Annotated in this window: 12 protein-coding genes; 8 read left to right on the forward strand and 4 right to left on the reverse strand. The window is 63.7% G+C overall.

Annotated elements, in window-relative coordinates; genetic code table 11:
• The first annotated feature begins 54 nt into the window (after positions 1-54).
• Together G370_RS0110810 and greB are read left to right on the forward strand one after the other, a co-directional pair.
• Positions 55-1560 (forward strand): helicase HerA-like domain-containing protein, encoded by a 1506-nt coding sequence (locus G370_RS0110810; RefSeq protein WP_019660610.1) that lies wholly within the window; start codon positions 55-57, stop codon positions 1558-1560.
• A 93-nt stretch (positions 1561-1653) separates the two neighbouring features.
• A complete protein-coding gene (greB, locus tag G370_RS0110815; RefSeq protein ID WP_019660611.1) occupies positions 1654-2160 on the forward strand; it encodes a transcription elongation factor GreB in 507 nt (168 codons plus the stop codon).
• Positions 2161-2318: 158 nt separating this feature from the next.
• Here greB and G370_RS0110820 read toward each other — a convergent pair whose 3' ends face one another.
• Positions 2319-3155, reverse strand: coding sequence for a DUF3025 domain-containing protein (locus tag G370_RS0110820; protein ID WP_019660612.1), 837 nt, complete (start codon positions 3153-3155; stop codon positions 2319-2321).
• Positions 3152-4513 (reverse strand): 30S ribosomal protein S12 methylthiotransferase RimO, encoded by a 1362-nt coding sequence (gene rimO / locus G370_RS0110825; protein ID WP_019660613.1) that lies wholly within the window; start codon positions 4511-4513, stop codon positions 3152-3154. Before rimO ends, G370_RS0110820 begins: the two co-directional genes overlap by 4 nt.
• Positions 4514-4718: 205 nt before the next feature.
• On the opposite strand from rimO, the gene G370_RS0110830 reads away from it, so the two are divergent.
• The 3 genes from G370_RS0110830 to G370_RS1000000121750 are packed head-to-tail and all read left to right on the forward strand — an operon-like array spanning position 4719 to position 5992.
• Positions 4719-5390: a dienelactone hydrolase family protein gene (locus tag G370_RS0110830; RefSeq protein WP_026347083.1), complete on the forward strand. Its 672-nt coding sequence runs from the start codon at positions 4719-4721 to the stop codon at positions 5388-5390.
• Positions 5387-5809 carry an HIT domain-containing protein gene (locus G370_RS0110835; protein WP_019660615.1) on the forward strand — a complete coding sequence of 141 codons (423 nt, stop codon included), beginning with the start codon at positions 5387-5389 and terminating at the stop codon, positions 5807-5809. The genes G370_RS0110830 and G370_RS0110835 overlap by 4 nt, the downstream gene beginning before the upstream one ends.
• Positions 5810-5824: 15 nt before the next feature.
• Positions 5825-5992, forward strand: a complete 168-nt coding sequence (locus G370_RS1000000121750) for a LiaI-LiaF-like domain-containing protein (protein WP_005410498.1) — start codon at positions 5825-5827, stop codon at positions 5990-5992.
• A 95-nt stretch (positions 5993-6087) separates the two neighbouring features.
• Here the strand turns inward: G370_RS1000000121750 and dcd are convergent, their stop codons facing one another.
• Together dcd and apbC are read right to left on the reverse strand one after the other, a co-directional pair.
• On the reverse strand, positions 6088-6660 hold the full coding sequence (dcd, locus tag G370_RS0110845) for a dCTP deaminase (protein ID WP_005410499.1): 573 nt from the start codon (positions 6658-6660) through the stop codon (positions 6088-6090).
• Positions 6661-6737: 77 nt separating this feature from the next.
• The gene (apbC, locus tag G370_RS0110850; protein ID WP_026347084.1) at positions 6738-7592 is read right to left on the reverse strand and encodes an iron-sulfur cluster carrier protein ApbC; all 855 of its coding nucleotides are present in this window, start codon (positions 7590-7592) and stop codon (positions 6738-6740) included.
• Between the two features lie 214 nt (positions 7593-7806).
• Here apbC and G370_RS0110855 point away from each other — a divergent pair, with 214 nt between their 5' ends.
• From G370_RS0110855 to G370_RS0110865, 3 genes are all read left to right on the forward strand, one after another.
• Entirely contained in the window at positions 7807-10602 is a 2796-nt protein-coding gene (locus G370_RS0110855; RefSeq protein ID WP_019660618.1) for a TonB-dependent receptor domain-containing protein, read from the forward strand.
• Between the two features lie 353 nt (positions 10603-10955).
• Positions 10956-13763, forward strand: coding sequence for a TonB-dependent receptor domain-containing protein (locus tag G370_RS0110860; protein WP_019660619.1), 2808 nt, complete (start codon positions 10956-10958; stop codon positions 13761-13763).
• Positions 13764-14144: 381 nt separating this feature from the next.
• Positions 14145-16952 (forward strand): TonB-dependent receptor domain-containing protein, encoded by a 2808-nt coding sequence (locus G370_RS0110865; RefSeq protein WP_019660620.1) that lies wholly within the window; start codon positions 14145-14147, stop codon positions 16950-16952.
• Positions 16953-17042 lie beyond the last annotated feature (90 nt).

Consider the following 17042-nt stretch of genomic DNA (forward strand, 5'->3'; position numbering starts at 1 on the left):
CGGACCGTCACCGCCGGCGGTTAACATTGGGCTATTCACCACAAGGGCTGGACCATGGATCCGATTCTGCTCGGCAAAGGCATCACCGACGATGTGGCCGTCACCCTGCTGCCGAAACTCGGCAACCGCCACGGCCTGGTGGCCGGCGCCACCGGCACCGGCAAGACCGTGACCCTGATGACCCTGGCCGAAGGCTTTTCGCGACTGGGCGTACCCGTATTCCTCGCCGACGTGAAGGGCGACGTGTCCGGCCTGGCTGTGCCGGGCACCGGCGCGGAGAACCTGCTCAAGCGCGCCGCCGAGATCGGCGTGGCCGACTACGCACCGGCCGCCAGCCCGACCATTTTCTGGGACCTGTACGGCAAGCTCGGGCATCCGGTGCGCACCACGGTCAGCGAGATGGGCCCGACCCTGCTGGCGCGCATCCTCGAGTTGAACGACACCCAGTCCGGCGTGCTCGACATCGTGTTCAAGCTGGCCGACGATCGTGGCCTGCTGCTGCTGGACATGGACGATCTGCGCGCCCTGCTTGGCCTGGTGGCCGAGGAGCGCAAGGACATTTCCACCGAATACGGCCTGGTCAGCGCGCAGTCCATCGCTGCGATCCAGCGGTCGGTGCTGCGCCTGGCGCAGGATGGCGGCGAGAACTTCTTCGGTGAGCCGGCCCTGGAACTGGCCGACATCATGCGGGTCAATCACGACGGCCGCGGCATGATCGGCATCCTCGCCGCCGACCAGCTCGTGCTCAAGCCCAAGCTCTATTCCACCTTCCTGCTGTGGCTGCTGTCGGAGCTGTTCGAACAACTGCCGGAGGTGGGCGACCTGGACAAACCGAAGCTGGTCTTCATCTTCGACGAGGCCCACCTGCTGTTCGACGACGCACCGCCGTCGCTGGTGCAGCGCATCGAGCAGGTGGTGCGCCTGATCCGCTCCAAGGGCGTCGGCGTGTACTTCTGCTCGCAGTTCCCCGACGACGTGCCGGGCAACATCCTCGGCCAGCTCGGCAACCGCGTGCAGCACGCGCTGCGGGCGTTCACCCCGCGCGACCAGAAAGCGGTGAAGACCGCGGCCGAGACGTTCGTGCCGAACCCGAAGCTGGACGTGGCCAAGGTACTGAGCCAGCTCGGCACCGGTGAGGCCTTGGTTTCCACGCTGCAGGACAAGGGCGTGCCGATGCCGGTGCAGCAGACGATGATCGCGCCGCCACGCTGCCGGATGGGGCCGATCACCGAAGCCGAGCGCGCCCAGGTGCGTGCCGGCAGCCCGGTCGGCAGTCGCTACGACACCGCGATCAACCGCGAATCGGCTGCCGAACTGCTGGCCCAGCGCGCACAGAAGAGCGTCGAGCAGGCGCAGGCGCCAGCCGCGCGCAGCCGCGAACAGGACGATGCGCAGGAAGGCGGTTTCGGCCAGGCGATCAAGGATGCGATTTTCGGCACCAAGCGCCGCCAGGGCATGATCGAGACCATGGCCAAGCAGACCACGCGCACGGTCGGCACCAAGCTGGGCAACCAGATCGTGCGCGGCCTGCTGGGCGGCATCTTCGGTGGCAAGCGCTGATCTGATCCGCCGCTGCTGGGGTCAGAGCCCTTCCCGCGGAAGCGGAGTCTGACCCCACCCTCCGTTCGTCCTCCGGAAAAGAAGTCGTATTGCATGTCGCGCTGGCGTCCCCCTGCAGAAAAGAGCACCGCCCTGATCACCGCCTCCGGCCACGCTCGGCTGAAGGCCGAACTGGATGACCTGTGGCGGGTACGGCGACCCGAAGTGGTGAAAGCACTGGCCGCAGCCGCCGCAGAAGGCGACCGTTCGGAAAATGCCGAGTACACCTACCGCAAGAAGCAGCTGGGCGAGATCGACCGCCGCGTGCGCTACCTGACCAAGCGGCTGGAATCACTGCGCGTGGTCGACACTACGCCAACCGATCCGCTGGCGGTGTTCTTCGGCGCGTGGGTGGAGCTGGAGAACGTGGACAGTGGCGACACCAGCCGCTACCGCATTGTCGGCCCGGACGAGACCGACGCAGGCCTGGGCTGGATCAGCATCGATTCGCCGCTGGCGCGTGCGCTGCTGAAGAAGCGGCTGGATGACGAGTTTTCGGTGGAGCTGCCCGGCGGGCGGTTCACCTTTGCGGTGATCGGCGTGGAATACGAGACGGTGTAGAGTCGCCTGTCAGTCGACTACCGCGCGAAGCGCGGCACTAAACCTCCACAGCGGGACGGCAAACGCACCGCGATCTTCATCGCGGTTGATGACTCGCCAAAGCCATCTGTCAGGCGCTCACGGCCTCGGAACGAAGAGCAGTCGACTGACAGTTGACTCTACATGGCCCCGTGCAATGGCGGCGGGTACGCGCGGCCGGCACGCAGCGGGCGGAAGTAGTCGGCATTGCGATAGAAGGCGGCATCCTGTCCCTCGTGCCACCCCGGGATTCCAGCCAACGGCAGCGGACGCAGCTGCAAGGGATCGGTCACCGCCCTGCCCTCGGCGATGGCCACGGCCACCGCGTCAACGCAGGCCGCATCGGCATCGCTGTACACCACCACGCACTTGCCCACCAGCAATCGCCCTGGCAGCAGTGCCTGTTCCATCAGCGCATGCCCGAATACCGCGGTGATGGCGATGTCATCGCTCTGCCAGTTCACCGGGTCAAACAACGCGGGCCAGTCGTGTGCATCCCAGGCAGCCCGCAGTGAGTCATCGCGCACGCGCACGATCACACCGGTTTCGTCGAACTGGGTCAACGCGGCCTGCGCGCGGTTGCGCTGGCCAGGCGGCATGGCCTCGATATGCCGGCACTGCTGCACATTGAGCGCACGCTTCAGCTGTGGGCATGAGGCCCAGACCAGCGCATTGAACAGGTCGTGCCAGTTGTCGGCGCGGGTGGCGATGCGCCCCTGCGCGATGCGGGCTTCGTAGTGCAGGCCATCGGCCAGCAGCGCGGCGTCCTGCTCGACCAAGTGCTTGCCGGGCAGCGTGAGGCGTGCATCGAGCGCTGCAATGGACGGCCACTCAGGGCTGGCCAGCAGGTCATGGACGTCGCGCAACCCGGCAAACACCGGGTGCGCGAACACCTGCGGATCGACCGCCGCACGCGGCGGCGGCACGAAGCGGCGGACACCGCTGCCGTCACCGGCGGCGGTCGTCGCTGCGGTCACAGCATCTTGAGATCGAATGCCGGGCGGGTAGCGGCCGGCAGCGCATCACCGTACAGGTCGTGTTCGTCGCTCTCGGTGATTTCCACGTCGACGAACTCACCCACGCGCAGCGGCACCTGGTCGGCATTCTGGATGTGCACCAGGCCGTCGATCTCCGGCGCATCGGCCTTGGAACGGGCCACGGCGATGTCACCTTCGATGGCATCAACCAGGCACTGCTGCACGGTGCCGATCTTGGCTTCCAGGCGCGCGGCGGAAATCTGCGCCTGCTTCTCCATGAAACGGGCCAGGCGCTCCTGCTTCACTTCTTCCGGCACGGCATCGGGCAGGTCGTTGGCGGTGGCACCTTCGACCGGTGAGTAGGCAAACGCACCGACGCGATCCAGCTGTGCCTCGTCCAGGAACGACAGCAGTTCTTCGAACTCGGCCTCGGTCTCGCCCGGGAAGCCGACGATGAAAGTCGAACGCACGGTGATGTCCGGCGCGATGCGGCGCCAGTTCTGCACGCGCTCCAGGGTCTTTTCGACTGCGCCGGGGCGCTTCATCAGGCGCAGGATGCGCGGGCTGGCATGCTGGAACGGGATGTCCAGGTACGGCAGGATGCGGTTCTCGGCCATCAGCGGCACCACCTCGTCCACGTGCGGATACGGGTAGACGTAGTGCATGCGCACCCACGCATCCAGCTCCGACAGGCCTTCGCACAGCGCCTTCAAGCGGGTCTGGTAGGCCTTGTTGCGCCACATCTTTTCGGCGTACCTCACGTCCACGCCGTAGGCCGAGGTGTCCTGCGAAACCACCAGCAGCTCGCGCACGCCGCCACGCACCAGGCGCTCGGCCTCACGCAGCACCTCGTCGACCGGGCGCGAGACCAGCTTGCCGCGCATCGACGGGATGATGCAGAAGCTGCACGTGTGGTTGCAGCCTTCGGAAATCTTCAGGTAAGCGTAGTGGCGCGGGGTCAGCTTGATGCCGTAGTCCGGCACCAGGTCCACGAACGGATCGTGCTTGGGCGGCAGTGCTTCATGCACCGCTTCCATCACGCTCTGGTAGTCCTGCGGGCCGGACACCGCCAGCACGTTCGGGTAGGCCTCGCGGATCTGCTCCGGGCGCTTGCCCAGGCAGCCGGTGACGATGACCTTGCCGTTCTGGTTCATCGCCTCGCCGATCGCGTCCAGCGACTCGGTCACCGCCGAATCGATGAAGCCGCAGGTGTTGACCACCACCACGTCGGCCGAATCGTAGGACGGGACGATGTCGTAGCCTTCCGAGCGGAGCTGGGTGAGGATGCGCTCGGAATCGACAAGGGCCTTCGGGCAGCCAAGGCTGACGAAGCCGACTTTGGGGTTCAGCTGGGACATGGAATCGCGGGACTCTGGGGGCCTGGGCCCCTGCCGGCATGGCAGGGGTTCCTTGGGGGCCGGGGCCTGAAAGGGCGCCAGTATACCGGGGTTGGCGACCTCGCTCTGAACGGCCAGCCGCCCGATCGCGCACAGCCGCTGACACCGCGCTAACCGGCGCAGCACCGACAATGCGCTCCTGTCCCTGCAACGAGAGTAGATGACGATGGCCGAGTGGATCACCCTGGATACGCACCACGGCGCGGTACGGGCCTGGCAGGCACTCCCCGAGGGCACCGCGCGAGGCGGGCTGGTGGTGGTGCAGGAAATTTTTGGTGCCAACCCGCACATCCGCGGCGTGGCCGAGCGCTTCGCCGCCGAGGGCTATGCGGTGCTGGCTCCTTCGTTCTTCGACCTGGTCGATGGACCCGATGCCGACCCGGATGCCCTGCCCTACGACGCCGACGGCGTGAAGCAGGGCCTGGAAAGGGTCAGCGCGCTGGGCATGGAGAAGGCGCTGGAAGTGGTCCGCGCGGCGGCCACCCGGCTGGCCCCCTACGGCAAGGTCGGCACCGTCGGCTACTGCTGGGGCGGCACGGTGGCGATGCTGTCGGCGCTGCGGCTCGGGCTGCCGTCGGTCAGCTACTACGGCGCACGCAACGTCCAGTTCCTCGATGAGACACCCAAGGCGCCGGTGATCTTCCACTTCGGCACCCAGGACAGGAGCATCCCGCCGGAGGCCGTCCAGGCCCACCGCGACAAGCTGCCGCAGATGGCCACTTTCGTCTATCCGGCCGACCACGCCTTCAACCGCGAGGTCGGACATGCGTATGATCCAGACAGCGCCGCCCTGGCGCTGCAACGCACCCTGGACTTCTTCTCGGAGCATCTTGGATGAGCGAATTCGAACTCGATTCACGCCTGGCCACCGATAGCGTGCTGGTGGCGGAAGGACCGTTGTCGCAAGTGCGGCTGATGAACGACGAACGATTCCCCTGGCTGGTGCTGGTACCACGCCTGGCCGGGGTGACCGAGTGGATCGAGCTGGACGGCGAGCAGCAGGACAAGCTGCGCACCGAGCTCAACCGCGCCTGCAAGGCCCTGAAGGGCCACGACGGCGTGGAGAAGATCAATATCGGCGCGCTGGGCAACATCGTGCGCCAGCTGCACTTCCATGTGATCGGCCGCCATGACGGCGATCCGGCCTGGCCCGGCCCGGTCTGGGGCAGCGGCCCGGCGCACCGCTACGAGCCTGCGGCGCTGGACCAGCATGTCGCCTACTGGAAGGAACGGCTAGGATATCCAGCCCGTTCCTGAGCCTTGCCCGACCCGATGCGATTCAACCTCGTTGCCGCCATCCTGCTGATCCTGATCGGCCTGTTCATGCTCGCCAGCAACCTGGGCTGGACGCACCTGAACCTGTCCAAGCTGCTGCTGACCTGGTGGCCGGTGGCACTGGTGGGCGTGGGCATTGCGATGCTGTTCGGTCGCGGCAAATGACGTAGCGCCGGGTCGTGCCCGGCGAACGCACCGCGTGGACCACGCGAAAACGCCGGGCACGGCCCGGCGCTTTCGTCATGCAATGACGCGGGCGATCAGGTCCGCGGCAGGGTCACGCCGGTCTGGCCCTGGTACTTGCCGCCACGATCGCGGTACGACGTCTCGCAGATGTCATCGGCCGCGGCCTGGAAGAACAGCATCTGCGCCACGCCTTCGTTGGCATAGATGCGGGCCGGCAGCGGCGTGGTGTTGCTGAATTCCAGGGTGACGTGGCCTTCCCACTCCGGTTCCAACGGGGTCACGTTGACGATGATGCCGCAGCGCGCGTAGGTGCTCTTGCCCAGGCACACCACCAGGGTGTCGCGCGGGATGCGGAAGTACTCCACGGTACGCGCCAGGGCGAAGCTGTTCGGCGGGATGATGCACTCATCGGCCGTGATGTCGACGAAACTGCCCGAATCGAAATGCTTGGGATCGACAATCGTCGAGTTGATGTTGGTGAACACCTTGAACTCGCGCGAGCAGCGCACGTCGTAGCCGTAGCTGGAGGTGCCATAGCTGACGATGCGCTCGCCGTTGGCCTGCTTGACCTGCCCGGCCTCGAACGGCTCGATCATGCCGTGCTGCTCGGACATGCGGCGGATCCAACGGTCACTCTTGATGCTCATGCTTTGTCCTGGGGTACGAGGGGGCGCGAGGATTCTAGCAGGGGGCCGGGCGTCGCCGGCGGCCCCTGCCCGGGCACTTACAGCAGCGATGACAGGATCGGGATCGAGGCACGCGGACGCTTGCCAACCTCCTCGATCAGGCGCTGCGCGGCATGGCGGTAGGCCTGGGCCGGGACCGAATCCGGCTGGGCCACGGTGATCGGGGTACCGGAATCGCCCTGCTCGCGGATGCCGATCTGCAGCGGCAGCGAACCGAGCAACGGCACGCCGTACTGCGCGGCCATGCGCTCGCCGCCGCCCTCGCCGAACAGGTGCTCGACATGCCCGCAGCTGCTGCAGGTATGCACCGCCATGTTCTCGACGATGCCCAGCACCGGCACCTCGACCTTCTCGAACATCTTCAGCGCCTTCTTCGCGTCCAGCGTGGCGATGTCCTGTGGCGTGGTGACGATCACCGCACCGGCCAGCGGGATCTTCTGGGTCAGGGTCAGCTGGATGTCGCCGGTGCCCGGCGGCAGGTCGATCAGCAGGTAGTCCAGGTCGTCCCACAAGGTGTCGTTGAACAGCTGGGTCATCGCCGAGGTGGCCATCGGCCCACGCCAGATCATCGGCGTGTCCTCTTCGATCAGGTAGCCGATCGACATGGTGTCGACGCCGAACGCACGTAGCGGCTCGATGCTCTTGTTGTCCGGGCTTTCCGGACGGCCGGACAGGCCCAGCATGGCCGGCACGCTGGGGCCATAGATGTCGGCGTCGAGCACGCCCACGCGCGCGCCGAGCTGCTGCAGCGCCACGGCCAGATTGACCGCAGTGGTCGACTTGCCGACGCCGCCCTTGCCCGAACCAACCGCGATCACATTGCGGATGCGGGCATGCGGCGTGAGTCCCTTCTGGACCTGGCTTGCATGGGGACGGCGGGGAGAACTGTTCACAACGAGCACCGGCAGGGTCAGGGGGAATAACCGAGCATCATACAAGCTGGACGTAACCTGACTGAAATTCAGGATTGCTACAGATTCGTGCACAGGTTGTTAAGTTCATGTTACGTTCGCTAAGCACTGGTTTTGGGCTGCGTCGCTGTTTCATTGCACGCACGATGGCGCATGCGCAGTGCCGTATTTGTATTTGCTCTTTGAACGGAACTACATGAAAGACCTTCGCAATTCCGCACGTCGCAACACCCTCGCCGTCGCCTTGATTTCCGCCTTGGTCGCCGCCTCGCCGGCAATGGCCCAGGACAAGGCCACCAACCTGGACAAGATCACCGTCACCGGTTCGCTGATCCCGCAGACCCAGGTTGAGACCCAGACCCCGGTCATGACCATCAGCGCTGAAGCCATCCAGTCGCGCGGCTTCAACAGCGTCGCCGAAGTGCTGCAGCAGTCTTCGCTGACCACCGGCGGCATCCAGGGTGGCCAGACCTCCGCCTCGTTCACCCAGGGCGCTGAAGCCGCTGGCATGTTCGGCCTGAATCCGGGGTACACCAAGTACCTGATCAACGGCCGCCCGATGATGTCCTACCCGGCGCTGTACAACGGCGGCGACGCGTTCAACAACATCAGCGGCATTCCGATCGACATCGTCGAGCGCATCGAAGTCCTGCCGGGCGGCCAGTCCTCCCTGTACGGTTCGGACGCGATCGCCGGCGTGGTCAACATCATCCTGAAGGACCACATGGAAGGCGGCAGCCTGTCCGTGCGTGGCGGCACCTCCACCGAAGGCGGTGGCAGCAGCTTCCGCATCAGTGGCGCGCACGGCTTCTCGGCGCTGGACGACCGCTTCAATGCGCTGGTCAACGTGCAGATCGAAAGCAGCAACCCGATCTGGGGCTACCAGCGTGACCTGACCAAGCAGAACAACACCCACGGCTATACCGCACAGCTGCCGTCGAACGACTTCGCCGTCATCGACGCCAAGACCAATGCGCTGTACATGATGGACCCGGGCAACTGCGCCAATGTCGCCGGCCAGTTTGGCGGCACCACCGTGCTGGCCAACCGCCCGACCGGCCAGTCCTGCGGCTCGGTGTTCGGCGCCGGTTACAAGACCCTGAAGAACGGCAAGGACAGCGGCCAGTTCTATTCGTCGATGACCTTCGACGTGAACGACAACTTCCAGCTGTTCGCCGACGTGCTGTACAGCAAGGAAAAGACCGAGTACACCTCGGGCTCGAACTACCTGTGGTGGGGCACCAAGAGCACCATGGGCGGCTTCTACGACCAGGCGTCAGGCAAGCTGGTCAACCTGCAGCGCGCCTTCGCTCCGGAAGACATCGGCGGCGAAGGCTACAAGAGCATCCTGAACAACGACAAGAGCCGTGCCTATCAGGTCACCCTGGGCGGCAAGGGCGCAGTGGGCAACTGGGACTACAGCCTGAGCTTCACCCGCGGCGAATATCGCCTGGATGAAAGCAAGTTCCAGCGCTTCGGCAATGCCATCAACAGCTACTTCGCCGACAAGGTGCTCGGCCCGCAGCTGGGCACCAAGGATGGCTTCGGCATCTACAACACCAACTGGGGCGCGTTCTACTCGCCGATCTCGCCGGAAGATTTCGCTGGCTTCACCGGTTACACCACCAACCACAGCCGCACCTGGCAGAACCTGGCTCGCGCGCAGGTCACCAACGGTTCGCTGTTCTCGCTGCCGGGTGGCGATGCGGGCCTGGCCGTGGTCGTCGAAGGCGGCAGCGAAGGCTGGGACTACAGCCCCGACCAGCGCCTGCTGGACGGCGACGTGTGGGGCTCGTCGGCTGTTGCCGGCAACGGCCACCGCAGCAACTATGCGGTGACCAGCGAACTGCGCATGCCGCTGCTGGAGTCGCTGACGGTGACCGCTTCCGGTCGCTATGACGCCTTCAAGATCGCCGACAACACCGTCGACAAGGCCACCTACAGCGTGGGCGTGGAGTTCCGTCCGATCGAAAGCCTGCTGTTCCGCGGCAAGTACGGCACCGCCTTCCGCGCGCCGACCCTGCCCGACGCCTTCCAGGGTCGCAGCGGCTACTATGCTGCCAACTCGACCGACTACTACCGTTGCGGCGAGCTGGGCTACACCCCGGGCAACACCGACGCCTGCCGCTACGCCGACAGCGTCTCGGTCTATTCCGAGCGTGCCGGCAACCCGGACCTGGAGCCGATCACCGCCGACGTCTGGAACGCGGGTATCGTCTGGGCACCGATGGCGAACCTGTCGATCTCGGCCGACTACTACAACTGGAAGATCGAGAACGAAGTCGATACGGCCAGCACCGACCAGCTGCTGCTGGCCGAGTACTACTGCCGCAACGGCCTGCCGAATGGCTCCTCGGCCACCTGCCAGAACGTGGCCGACTGGGTCGTGCGCGATTCGGCCGGCAACCTGAGCTCGCTGTACACCCCGAAGATGAACGTGGCCCGCCAGAACCTGCAGGCCGTGACCGTCGGCTTCAAGTACCTGCAGGACATCGGCCGCTTCGGTTCGCTGCAGTTCTCGGGCAACTACACCAACATGCTGAAGCGTGAAGTGCAGGCGCAGCCGGGTGAGGACTTCCAGGACCTGCTGGGCAACCCGAAGTCGATGTGGAACTACGACAGCTACGCCAAGGTCCGTTCCGACGCGTCGGTGGCCTGGTCGCTGGACAAGTGGACCACCACGCTGTACGCGAACTACATCGGCCACACCCCGAACTACCTGGCAGGCCTGAACGGCTACGAGTACACCCACGCCGCATCGGGCTACAAGGCAGGCAAGTGGGGTTCGTACACCACCTACAACCTGAGCGTGAACTACCGTGCGCAGGATGACCTGACCCTGTCGCTGATGGTCAACAACGTGTTCAACAAGATGCCCGAACAGCAGGCCCACAGCTACCAGGGCACCTCCGGCACGCCGTTCAACAACTACCTGTACAACGTCTACGGTCGCACCGTGTACGTGCAGGCCAAGTACGACTTCGGCAAGTAATCCCGTCGTTTTCCGGGTTTGATTCCGGACCAGGCCCCGCTTCGGCGGGGCCTTTTTTTTGGATTGATATTCAGCGCGGAACAGCGACTTCCGCCGCCAGCCAGCATTTATTTACTCATCATTCATTCAGCCAGATTCGGCAAAGTCCACTGATTAATGCAACCAGTTGTTTTTTAAAAGAAAAATATTATTCAAGGCCAGCCCCAGCTCAACACATTACAAAGTCGCGCAAATCAGGTTAAGCGTGTGTTACGTTCGAAAAACGCCGCCATTCTGGTTTTGAAGGCTGCTGAACCATCCATGAGTTCCCAGGAAAGGGAAAACGCGTTTCTCACGACCACACGGAGTACCGCATGTCTCGTAATGGCTTCCCGCGTCACCCGCTCACCCGCGCCGTCCTCAGCGGCCTGATCCTGGCCGGCAGCAGCGCGATCGCGCTCGCCCAGGAAAACACGCCCACCGATCTCGGACGCGTAACCGTCACCGGCTCACTGATCCCGCAGACACAGATCGAGAACCACACGCCGGTCCTGACTGTTACCGCCGAGGACATCCAGACCCGCGGCTTCACCAGCGTGGCCGAAGTACTGCAGCAGAATTCGCTGACCACTGGCGGGCTGCAGGGCGGCCAGACCTCAGCTTCGTTCACCCAGGGCGCCGAAGCCTCAGGCATGTTCGGCCTCAGCCCGAGCTACACCAAGTACCTGATCAACGGGCGGCCGATGCTGTCCTACCCCGCTCTCTACAACGGCAGCGACACCTTCAACAATCTCAGCGGCATCCCCATCGACATCGTCGAGCGCATCGAGATTCTGCCGGGCGGCCAATCGTCGCTGTATGGCTCGGACGCGATCGCCGGCGTGGTCAACATCATCCTCAAGGACCACATGGACGGCGGCGTACTGAACGTGCGCGGCGGCGCCTACACCGAGGGTGGCGGCAACGATTTCCGAGTCAGTGGCGCGCATGGCTTCAACGCCTTCGATGACCGTTTCCATGCGCTGGTCAACGTGCAGTACGAGAAGAGCAGTCCGATCTGGGGTTACCAGCGCGACCTGACCAAGCAGAACAACACCCGTGGCTACACGCCACAGGTTCCGACCAACGACTTCCTGGTCTACCTGCCGGACCAGCAGAACGCCTACGTGATGATGGATCCAAGCCGCTGTGCCAACGTGGCCAGCCAGTTCGGCGGCACCACCGTACTGGGCACGCGCGCGGTCGGTGAATCTTGCGGCTCGCCCTTCAGCGCTGGCTACAAGACGCTGAAGAACGGCAAGGAAAGCAGCCAGATCTATTCGTCGATGTCCTTTGATGTCAACGACAACTTCCAGCTGTTCGCCGATGCGCTGTACAGCCTGGAGGAGGTCCAGTACAACGCCGGTTCGGGCTACGCGTTCTGGGGCAGTGATGTCGGCTTCGGTGCGTTCGTCGACCAGGCCAGCGGCGAATACATGAACCTCCAGCGCGCGTTCGCGCCGGAGGACATCGGTCCCGCCGGCTACCGTGACACGATGAGCACTGATCGCAACAAGGCCTACCAGGTCACGTTGGGAGGGCGTGGCAACTTCGGCAACTGGGATTACAGCGCCAGCTTCAGCCGAGGCGAGTACAAGCTGACCGAGCGCAGCTTTGCGCGCTGGGCGAACGAGATCGACAGCTACTTCGAAGACCGCGTGCTGGGCCCGGTACTGGGCATCACCGACGACGGCTACAACATCTACAGCCCCAATTGGAACGCGTTCTATTCGCCGCTGCCGGCCGGTGATTTCCAGACCTTCACCGGCTTCACCTACAACAAGAGCCGCACCTGGCAGAACCTGGGCCGCGCGCAGATCACCAACGGTTCGCTGTTCAAGCTGCCTGGTGGTGATGCCGGACTGGCCGTGGTGGCCGAAGCCGGCAGCGAAGGCTGGTCGTACACCCCTGACCAGCGCCTGCTGGACGGTAGCGTGTGGGGCACAACCTCGGTGGCCGGTGCCGGCCATCGCAGCAACTACGCGGTGACCAGCGAGCTGCGCATGCCGCTGCTGGAGTCGCTGACCGTGACCGCCTCCGGACGTTACGACGCGTTCAGGATCGCCGAAAAGACCGTCGACAAATCGACCTACAGCATCGGTATCGAGTTCCGCCCGATCGAAAGCCTGCTGTTCCGTGGCAAGTACGGCACCGCCTTCCGCGCGCCCAGCCTGTCCGACGCGTTCCAGGGGCGCAGTGGGTACTACGCCAATGGTTCGATCGACTACTTCCGCTGTGGACAGCTCGGCTTCAACCCCAGCGACACGGTGGGTTGTCCCTATGCCAATGAATCGGTGTTCGGCGAGCAGTCAGGCAACCCGGAGCTGGAAGCGATCACCGCCGACGTCTGGAATGCCGGCATCGTGTGGGCGCCGATCAACAACCTGTCGGTGTCGGTGGACTACTACAACTGGAAGATCAAGAACGAGGTCAATACGCTCAGCTCCGACCAGTTGCTGCTGGCCGAGTACTACTGCCGTAATGGCCAGACCAACAACACCTCGGCCAGTTGCCAGAACGTAAACGACTGGATCACCCGCGATGGCGCCGGCAAGCTGGAACAGATCTACACGCCCAAGATGAACATCGCCAGCCAGAACCTGCAGGCGGTAACGGCCAGCTTCAAGTACGTGCAGGACATCGGCCGCTTCGGCGCGCTGCAGTTCTCCAGCAACTACACCAACATGATCAAGCGCGAGCTGCAGCCGCAACCGGGCGATGAGTATCTGGACCTGCTGCGCGACCCGTACGCGATGTGGAACTACGACCAGTACGCCAAGGTGCGTGCCGACGGTGCGGTGGGCTGGGCGAAGGACAAGTGGACTACCACGCTGTACTTCAACTACATCGGCAAGACGCCAAACCGCATGGCGTACCTGGGCAAGGGCTACGACTACGTGCATCCGTCCGGCTACCAGGCCGGCAAGTGGGGCTCATACACCACCTACAACCTGAGCGTGAACTATCAGGCGATGGACAACCTGACGCTGTCGATGATGGTCAACAACGTGTTCAACAAGATGCCCGACGGTCAGGCACACAGTTACGCCGGCAACGTCGGCGCTCCCTATAACAGCAGCATCTACAACCCTTACGGCCGCGCCGTCTACGTGCAGGCCAGGTACGAGTTCGGCGGGAAGTAAGCAGCACACGTCTGTTGGACCAACGGCCCCGCTTCGGCGGGGCCTTTTTTTAACAAATGTTGCACGAATCCACATCCTCACCATTTGTTAATATTTCATTAGCATGCCGGTCATTACGTAAGCTATTGATTTATATATTGAATGTAAAAGTGAACAACACCGTTCCGCAGCGCAACATTTTGAAACATTCCCAAACAAGCAGCCTTAGCTTTTGATTTAAAAGAACTTTTTCAGAGAAAGCCAGCCTGTTGTTGTGACTGGACTATTTTGTCTACGTGAACGCCGTGTTACGGTCCAGCTGAATGGATTGCAACTGAACAAATCATGAAAGCTGTCAGGGAGGACGTCAGCCAGCCGACAACGCTCATACGGGGATCCATCATGTCTTGCCATCGCTCCACGCCGCTGCGCCACCCACTGACCCTCGCCCTGCTTGGCACCCTGCTCGCCTCCGGTACCGCGCTGGCGCAAAGCGGCAACGCACCGACCCAGCTTGACCGCGTCACCGTCACCGGCTCGCTGATTCCACAGACCGAAATCGAGAACCACACGCCGGTCCTGACCGTCACCGCCGAGGACATCCAGACCCGCGGCTTCACCAGTGTGGCCGACGTACTGCAGCAGTCCTCACTGTCCACGGGCGGCCTCCAGGGCGGCCAGACCTCGGCCTCGTTCACCCAGGGCGCCGAAGCGGCCGGCATGTTCGGCCTCAGCCCGGGCTACACCAAGTACCTCATCAATGGCCGCCCGATGCTTTCGTATCCAGCGCTGTACAACGGCGGCGATACGTTCAACAACATCAGCGGCATTCCCATCGACATCGTGGAGCGCATCGAGATCCTGCCGGGTGGCCAGTCCTCCCTGTATGGCTCGGATGCGATTGCCGGCGTGGTCAACATCATCCTCAAGGAACGCATGGACGGCGGCGTTCTCAACGTCCGTGGCGGCGCCTACAGCGAAGGCGGTGGCAACAGTTTCCGCCTGAGCGGCGCACACGGGTTCAATGGCGTCGATGACCGCTTCCACGCGCTGGTCAACGTGCAGTACGAAAAGACCAGCCCGATCTGGGGTTACCAGCGCGACCTGACCAAGGTCAACAATCCAGACGGCTACAGCCCGCAGTACGTTTCCAACGATTTCCTGGTGCTGCTGCCGGCCGCCAACAACCGCTACGCCATGATGGACCCGAACCTCTGCGCCAACGTGGCGGGCCAGTTCGACGGTACCACCGTACTGGGCACCCGCCCGACCGGCCAGGCATGCGGCTCGGTGTACGGCACCGGCTACAAGACCATCAAGAACGGCAAGGAAAGCGCACAGATCTACAGCTCTGCCACCTTTGACCTCAATGACAACCTGCAGCTGTTCGGCGATGCGCTGTACAGCCTGGAAGAGGTCAAGTATGCGACCGGCTCCAACTACACCTGGTGGGGCACCTCGTCCGGCTGGGGTCGCTTCTACGACCAGGCCAGCGGCCAGTACATGAACCTGCAGCGCGTGTTCGCCCCGGAAGACATCGGCGGCGCCGGCTACCGCGACATCATGAACACCGACCGCAACAAGGCCTACCAGGTGACACTGGGCGGCCGCGGCACGGCCGGCAACTGGGACTACAGCGTCAGCTTCACCCGTGGCGAGTACAAGCTGACCGAGCGCAACTTCGTGCGCTGGAACGATCCGATCAACGACTACTTCGAGCAGCGTGTGCTGGGCCCGGTGCTGGGTACCACCAGCACTGGCTACAACATCTACAGCCCGAACTGGGAAGCGTTCTATGCGCCACTGCCGGCAGGTGATTTCCAGACGTTCACCGGCTACAGCTACAGCCAGAGCCGTACCTGGCAGAACCTGGCCCGGGCCCAGGTCACCAACGGGTCGCTGTTCAAGCTGCCCGGTGGCGACGCCGGCCTGGCGGTGGTGGTCGAGGGTGGCAGCGAAGGTTGGGACTACACTCCCGATCCGGGCCTGATGGATGGCAGCGTCTGGGGCACCACGGCGGTCTCCGGCGCCGGCCACCGCAGCAATTACGCCGTGACAGGCGAACTGCGCCTGCCGCTGCATGACATGCTGACCGTGACCGGATCCGGCCGCTACGACGCCTTCAAGATCGGCAGCAACACCGTCGACAAGTCCACCTACAGCATCGGCATCGAGTTCCGCCCGATCGAGAGCCTGCTGTTCCGTGGCAAGTACGGGACGGCCTTCCGCGCGCCGACCCTGTCCGATGCCTTCCAGGGCCGCAGTGGCTACTATGCCAACGGCTCCACCGACTACTACCGTTGCGGCCAGTTGGGGTATGCCCCGAGCAACACCGCTGGCTGCCCGTATGACAGCGTATCGGTGTTCGGTACGCGTTCGGGCAACCCGGACCTGGAGCCTATCACCGCCGACGTCTGGAACGCGGGCGTGGTGTGGGCTCCGATCAATAACCTCTCGCTGTCGGTTGACTACTACAACTGGAAAATCAAGAACGAGGTCGACACGCTCAGTTCGGACCAGTTGCTGCTGGCCGAGTACTACTGCCGTAACGACCAGGCCAACAACACCTCTGCAAGCTGCCAGAACGTCAACGACTGGATCACCCGTGATGCATCCAGCGTGCTGGACGAGATCTACACCCCGAAGATGAATGTTGCGCGCCAGAACCTGGAAGCTTTGACCGCCAGCTTCAAGTACGTGCACGACATGGGTCGCTTCGGTTCGTTGCAGTTCTCGGGCAACTACACCGACATGCTCAAGCGCGAGCTGCAGCCGCAGCCGGGCGATGAGTTCCTGGACCTGCTGCGTGACCCCTACGCGATGTGGGTGTACGACTCTTACGCAAAGGTGCGCGCGGACGGCTCGATCGGCTGGGCCAAGGACAAGTGGACCACTACCCTGTATGCCAACTACATCGGCAAGACGCCGAACTACATGGCATACCTGGGCAATGGCTACGACTATGTGCACAGCTCCGGCTACAAGGCGGGCAAGTGGGGCTCCTACACCACCTACAACCTGAGCGTGAACTATCGCGCGCTGGACAACCTGACCCTGTCGCTGATGGTCAACAACGTCTTCAACAGGATGCCGGACAACCAGCGCTTCAGCTTCGCCGGCACCAGTGGCCAGCCGTACAACAATTACCTGTACAACGCCTACGGGCGAGCCATCTACGTGCAGGCCAAGTACGAGTTCGGTGGCCGCTGATCCGCTGACGCCACTTGTGTTGCAGAAGGGCCCCGCTCCAGCGGGGCCTTCTGCTTTGGAACGCAACCAGGGCCGGCCAGAGTTGGAGAT

This window comes from Stenotrophomonas hibiscicola ATCC 19867 (genome assembly GCF_000382065.1).
GTDB classification, from domain to species: Bacteria; Pseudomonadota; Gammaproteobacteria; order Xanthomonadales; family Xanthomonadaceae; genus Stenotrophomonas; species Stenotrophomonas hibiscicola.

Bases quoted from the DNA above. Each gene is read 5' to 3' on its own strand.
- G370_RS0110810 (WP_019660610.1), top strand. From the start codon at position 55: ATGGATCCGATTCTGCTCGGCAAAGGCATCACCGACGATGTGGCCGTC.
- greB (WP_019660611.1), top strand. From the start codon at position 1,654: ATGTCGCGCTGGCGTCCCCCTGCAGAAAAGAGCACCGCCCTGATCACC.
- rimO (WP_019660613.1), bottom strand. From the start codon at position 4,513: ATGTCCCAGCTGAACCCCAAAGTCGGCTTCGTCAGCCTTGGCTGCCCG.
- G370_RS0110830 (WP_026347083.1), top strand. From the start codon at position 4,719: ATGGCCGAGTGGATCACCCTGGATACGCACCACGGCGCGGTACGGGCC.
- G370_RS0110835 (WP_019660615.1), top strand. From the start codon at position 5,387: ATGAGCGAATTCGAACTCGATTCACGCCTGGCCACCGATAGCGTGCTG.
- G370_RS1000000121750 (WP_005410498.1), top strand. From the start codon at position 5,825: ATGCGATTCAACCTCGTTGCCGCCATCCTGCTGATCCTGATCGGCCTG.
- dcd (WP_005410499.1), bottom strand. From the start codon at position 6,660: ATGAGCATCAAGAGTGACCGTTGGATCCGCCGCATGTCCGAGCAGCAC.
- G370_RS0110855 (WP_019660618.1), top strand. From the start codon at position 7,807: ATGAAAGACCTTCGCAATTCCGCACGTCGCAACACCCTCGCCGTCGCC.
- G370_RS0110860 (WP_019660619.1), top strand. From the start codon at position 10,956: ATGTCTCGTAATGGCTTCCCGCGTCACCCGCTCACCCGCGCCGTCCTC.
- G370_RS0110865 (WP_019660620.1), top strand. From the start codon at position 14,145: ATGTCTTGCCATCGCTCCACGCCGCTGCGCCACCCACTGACCCTCGCC.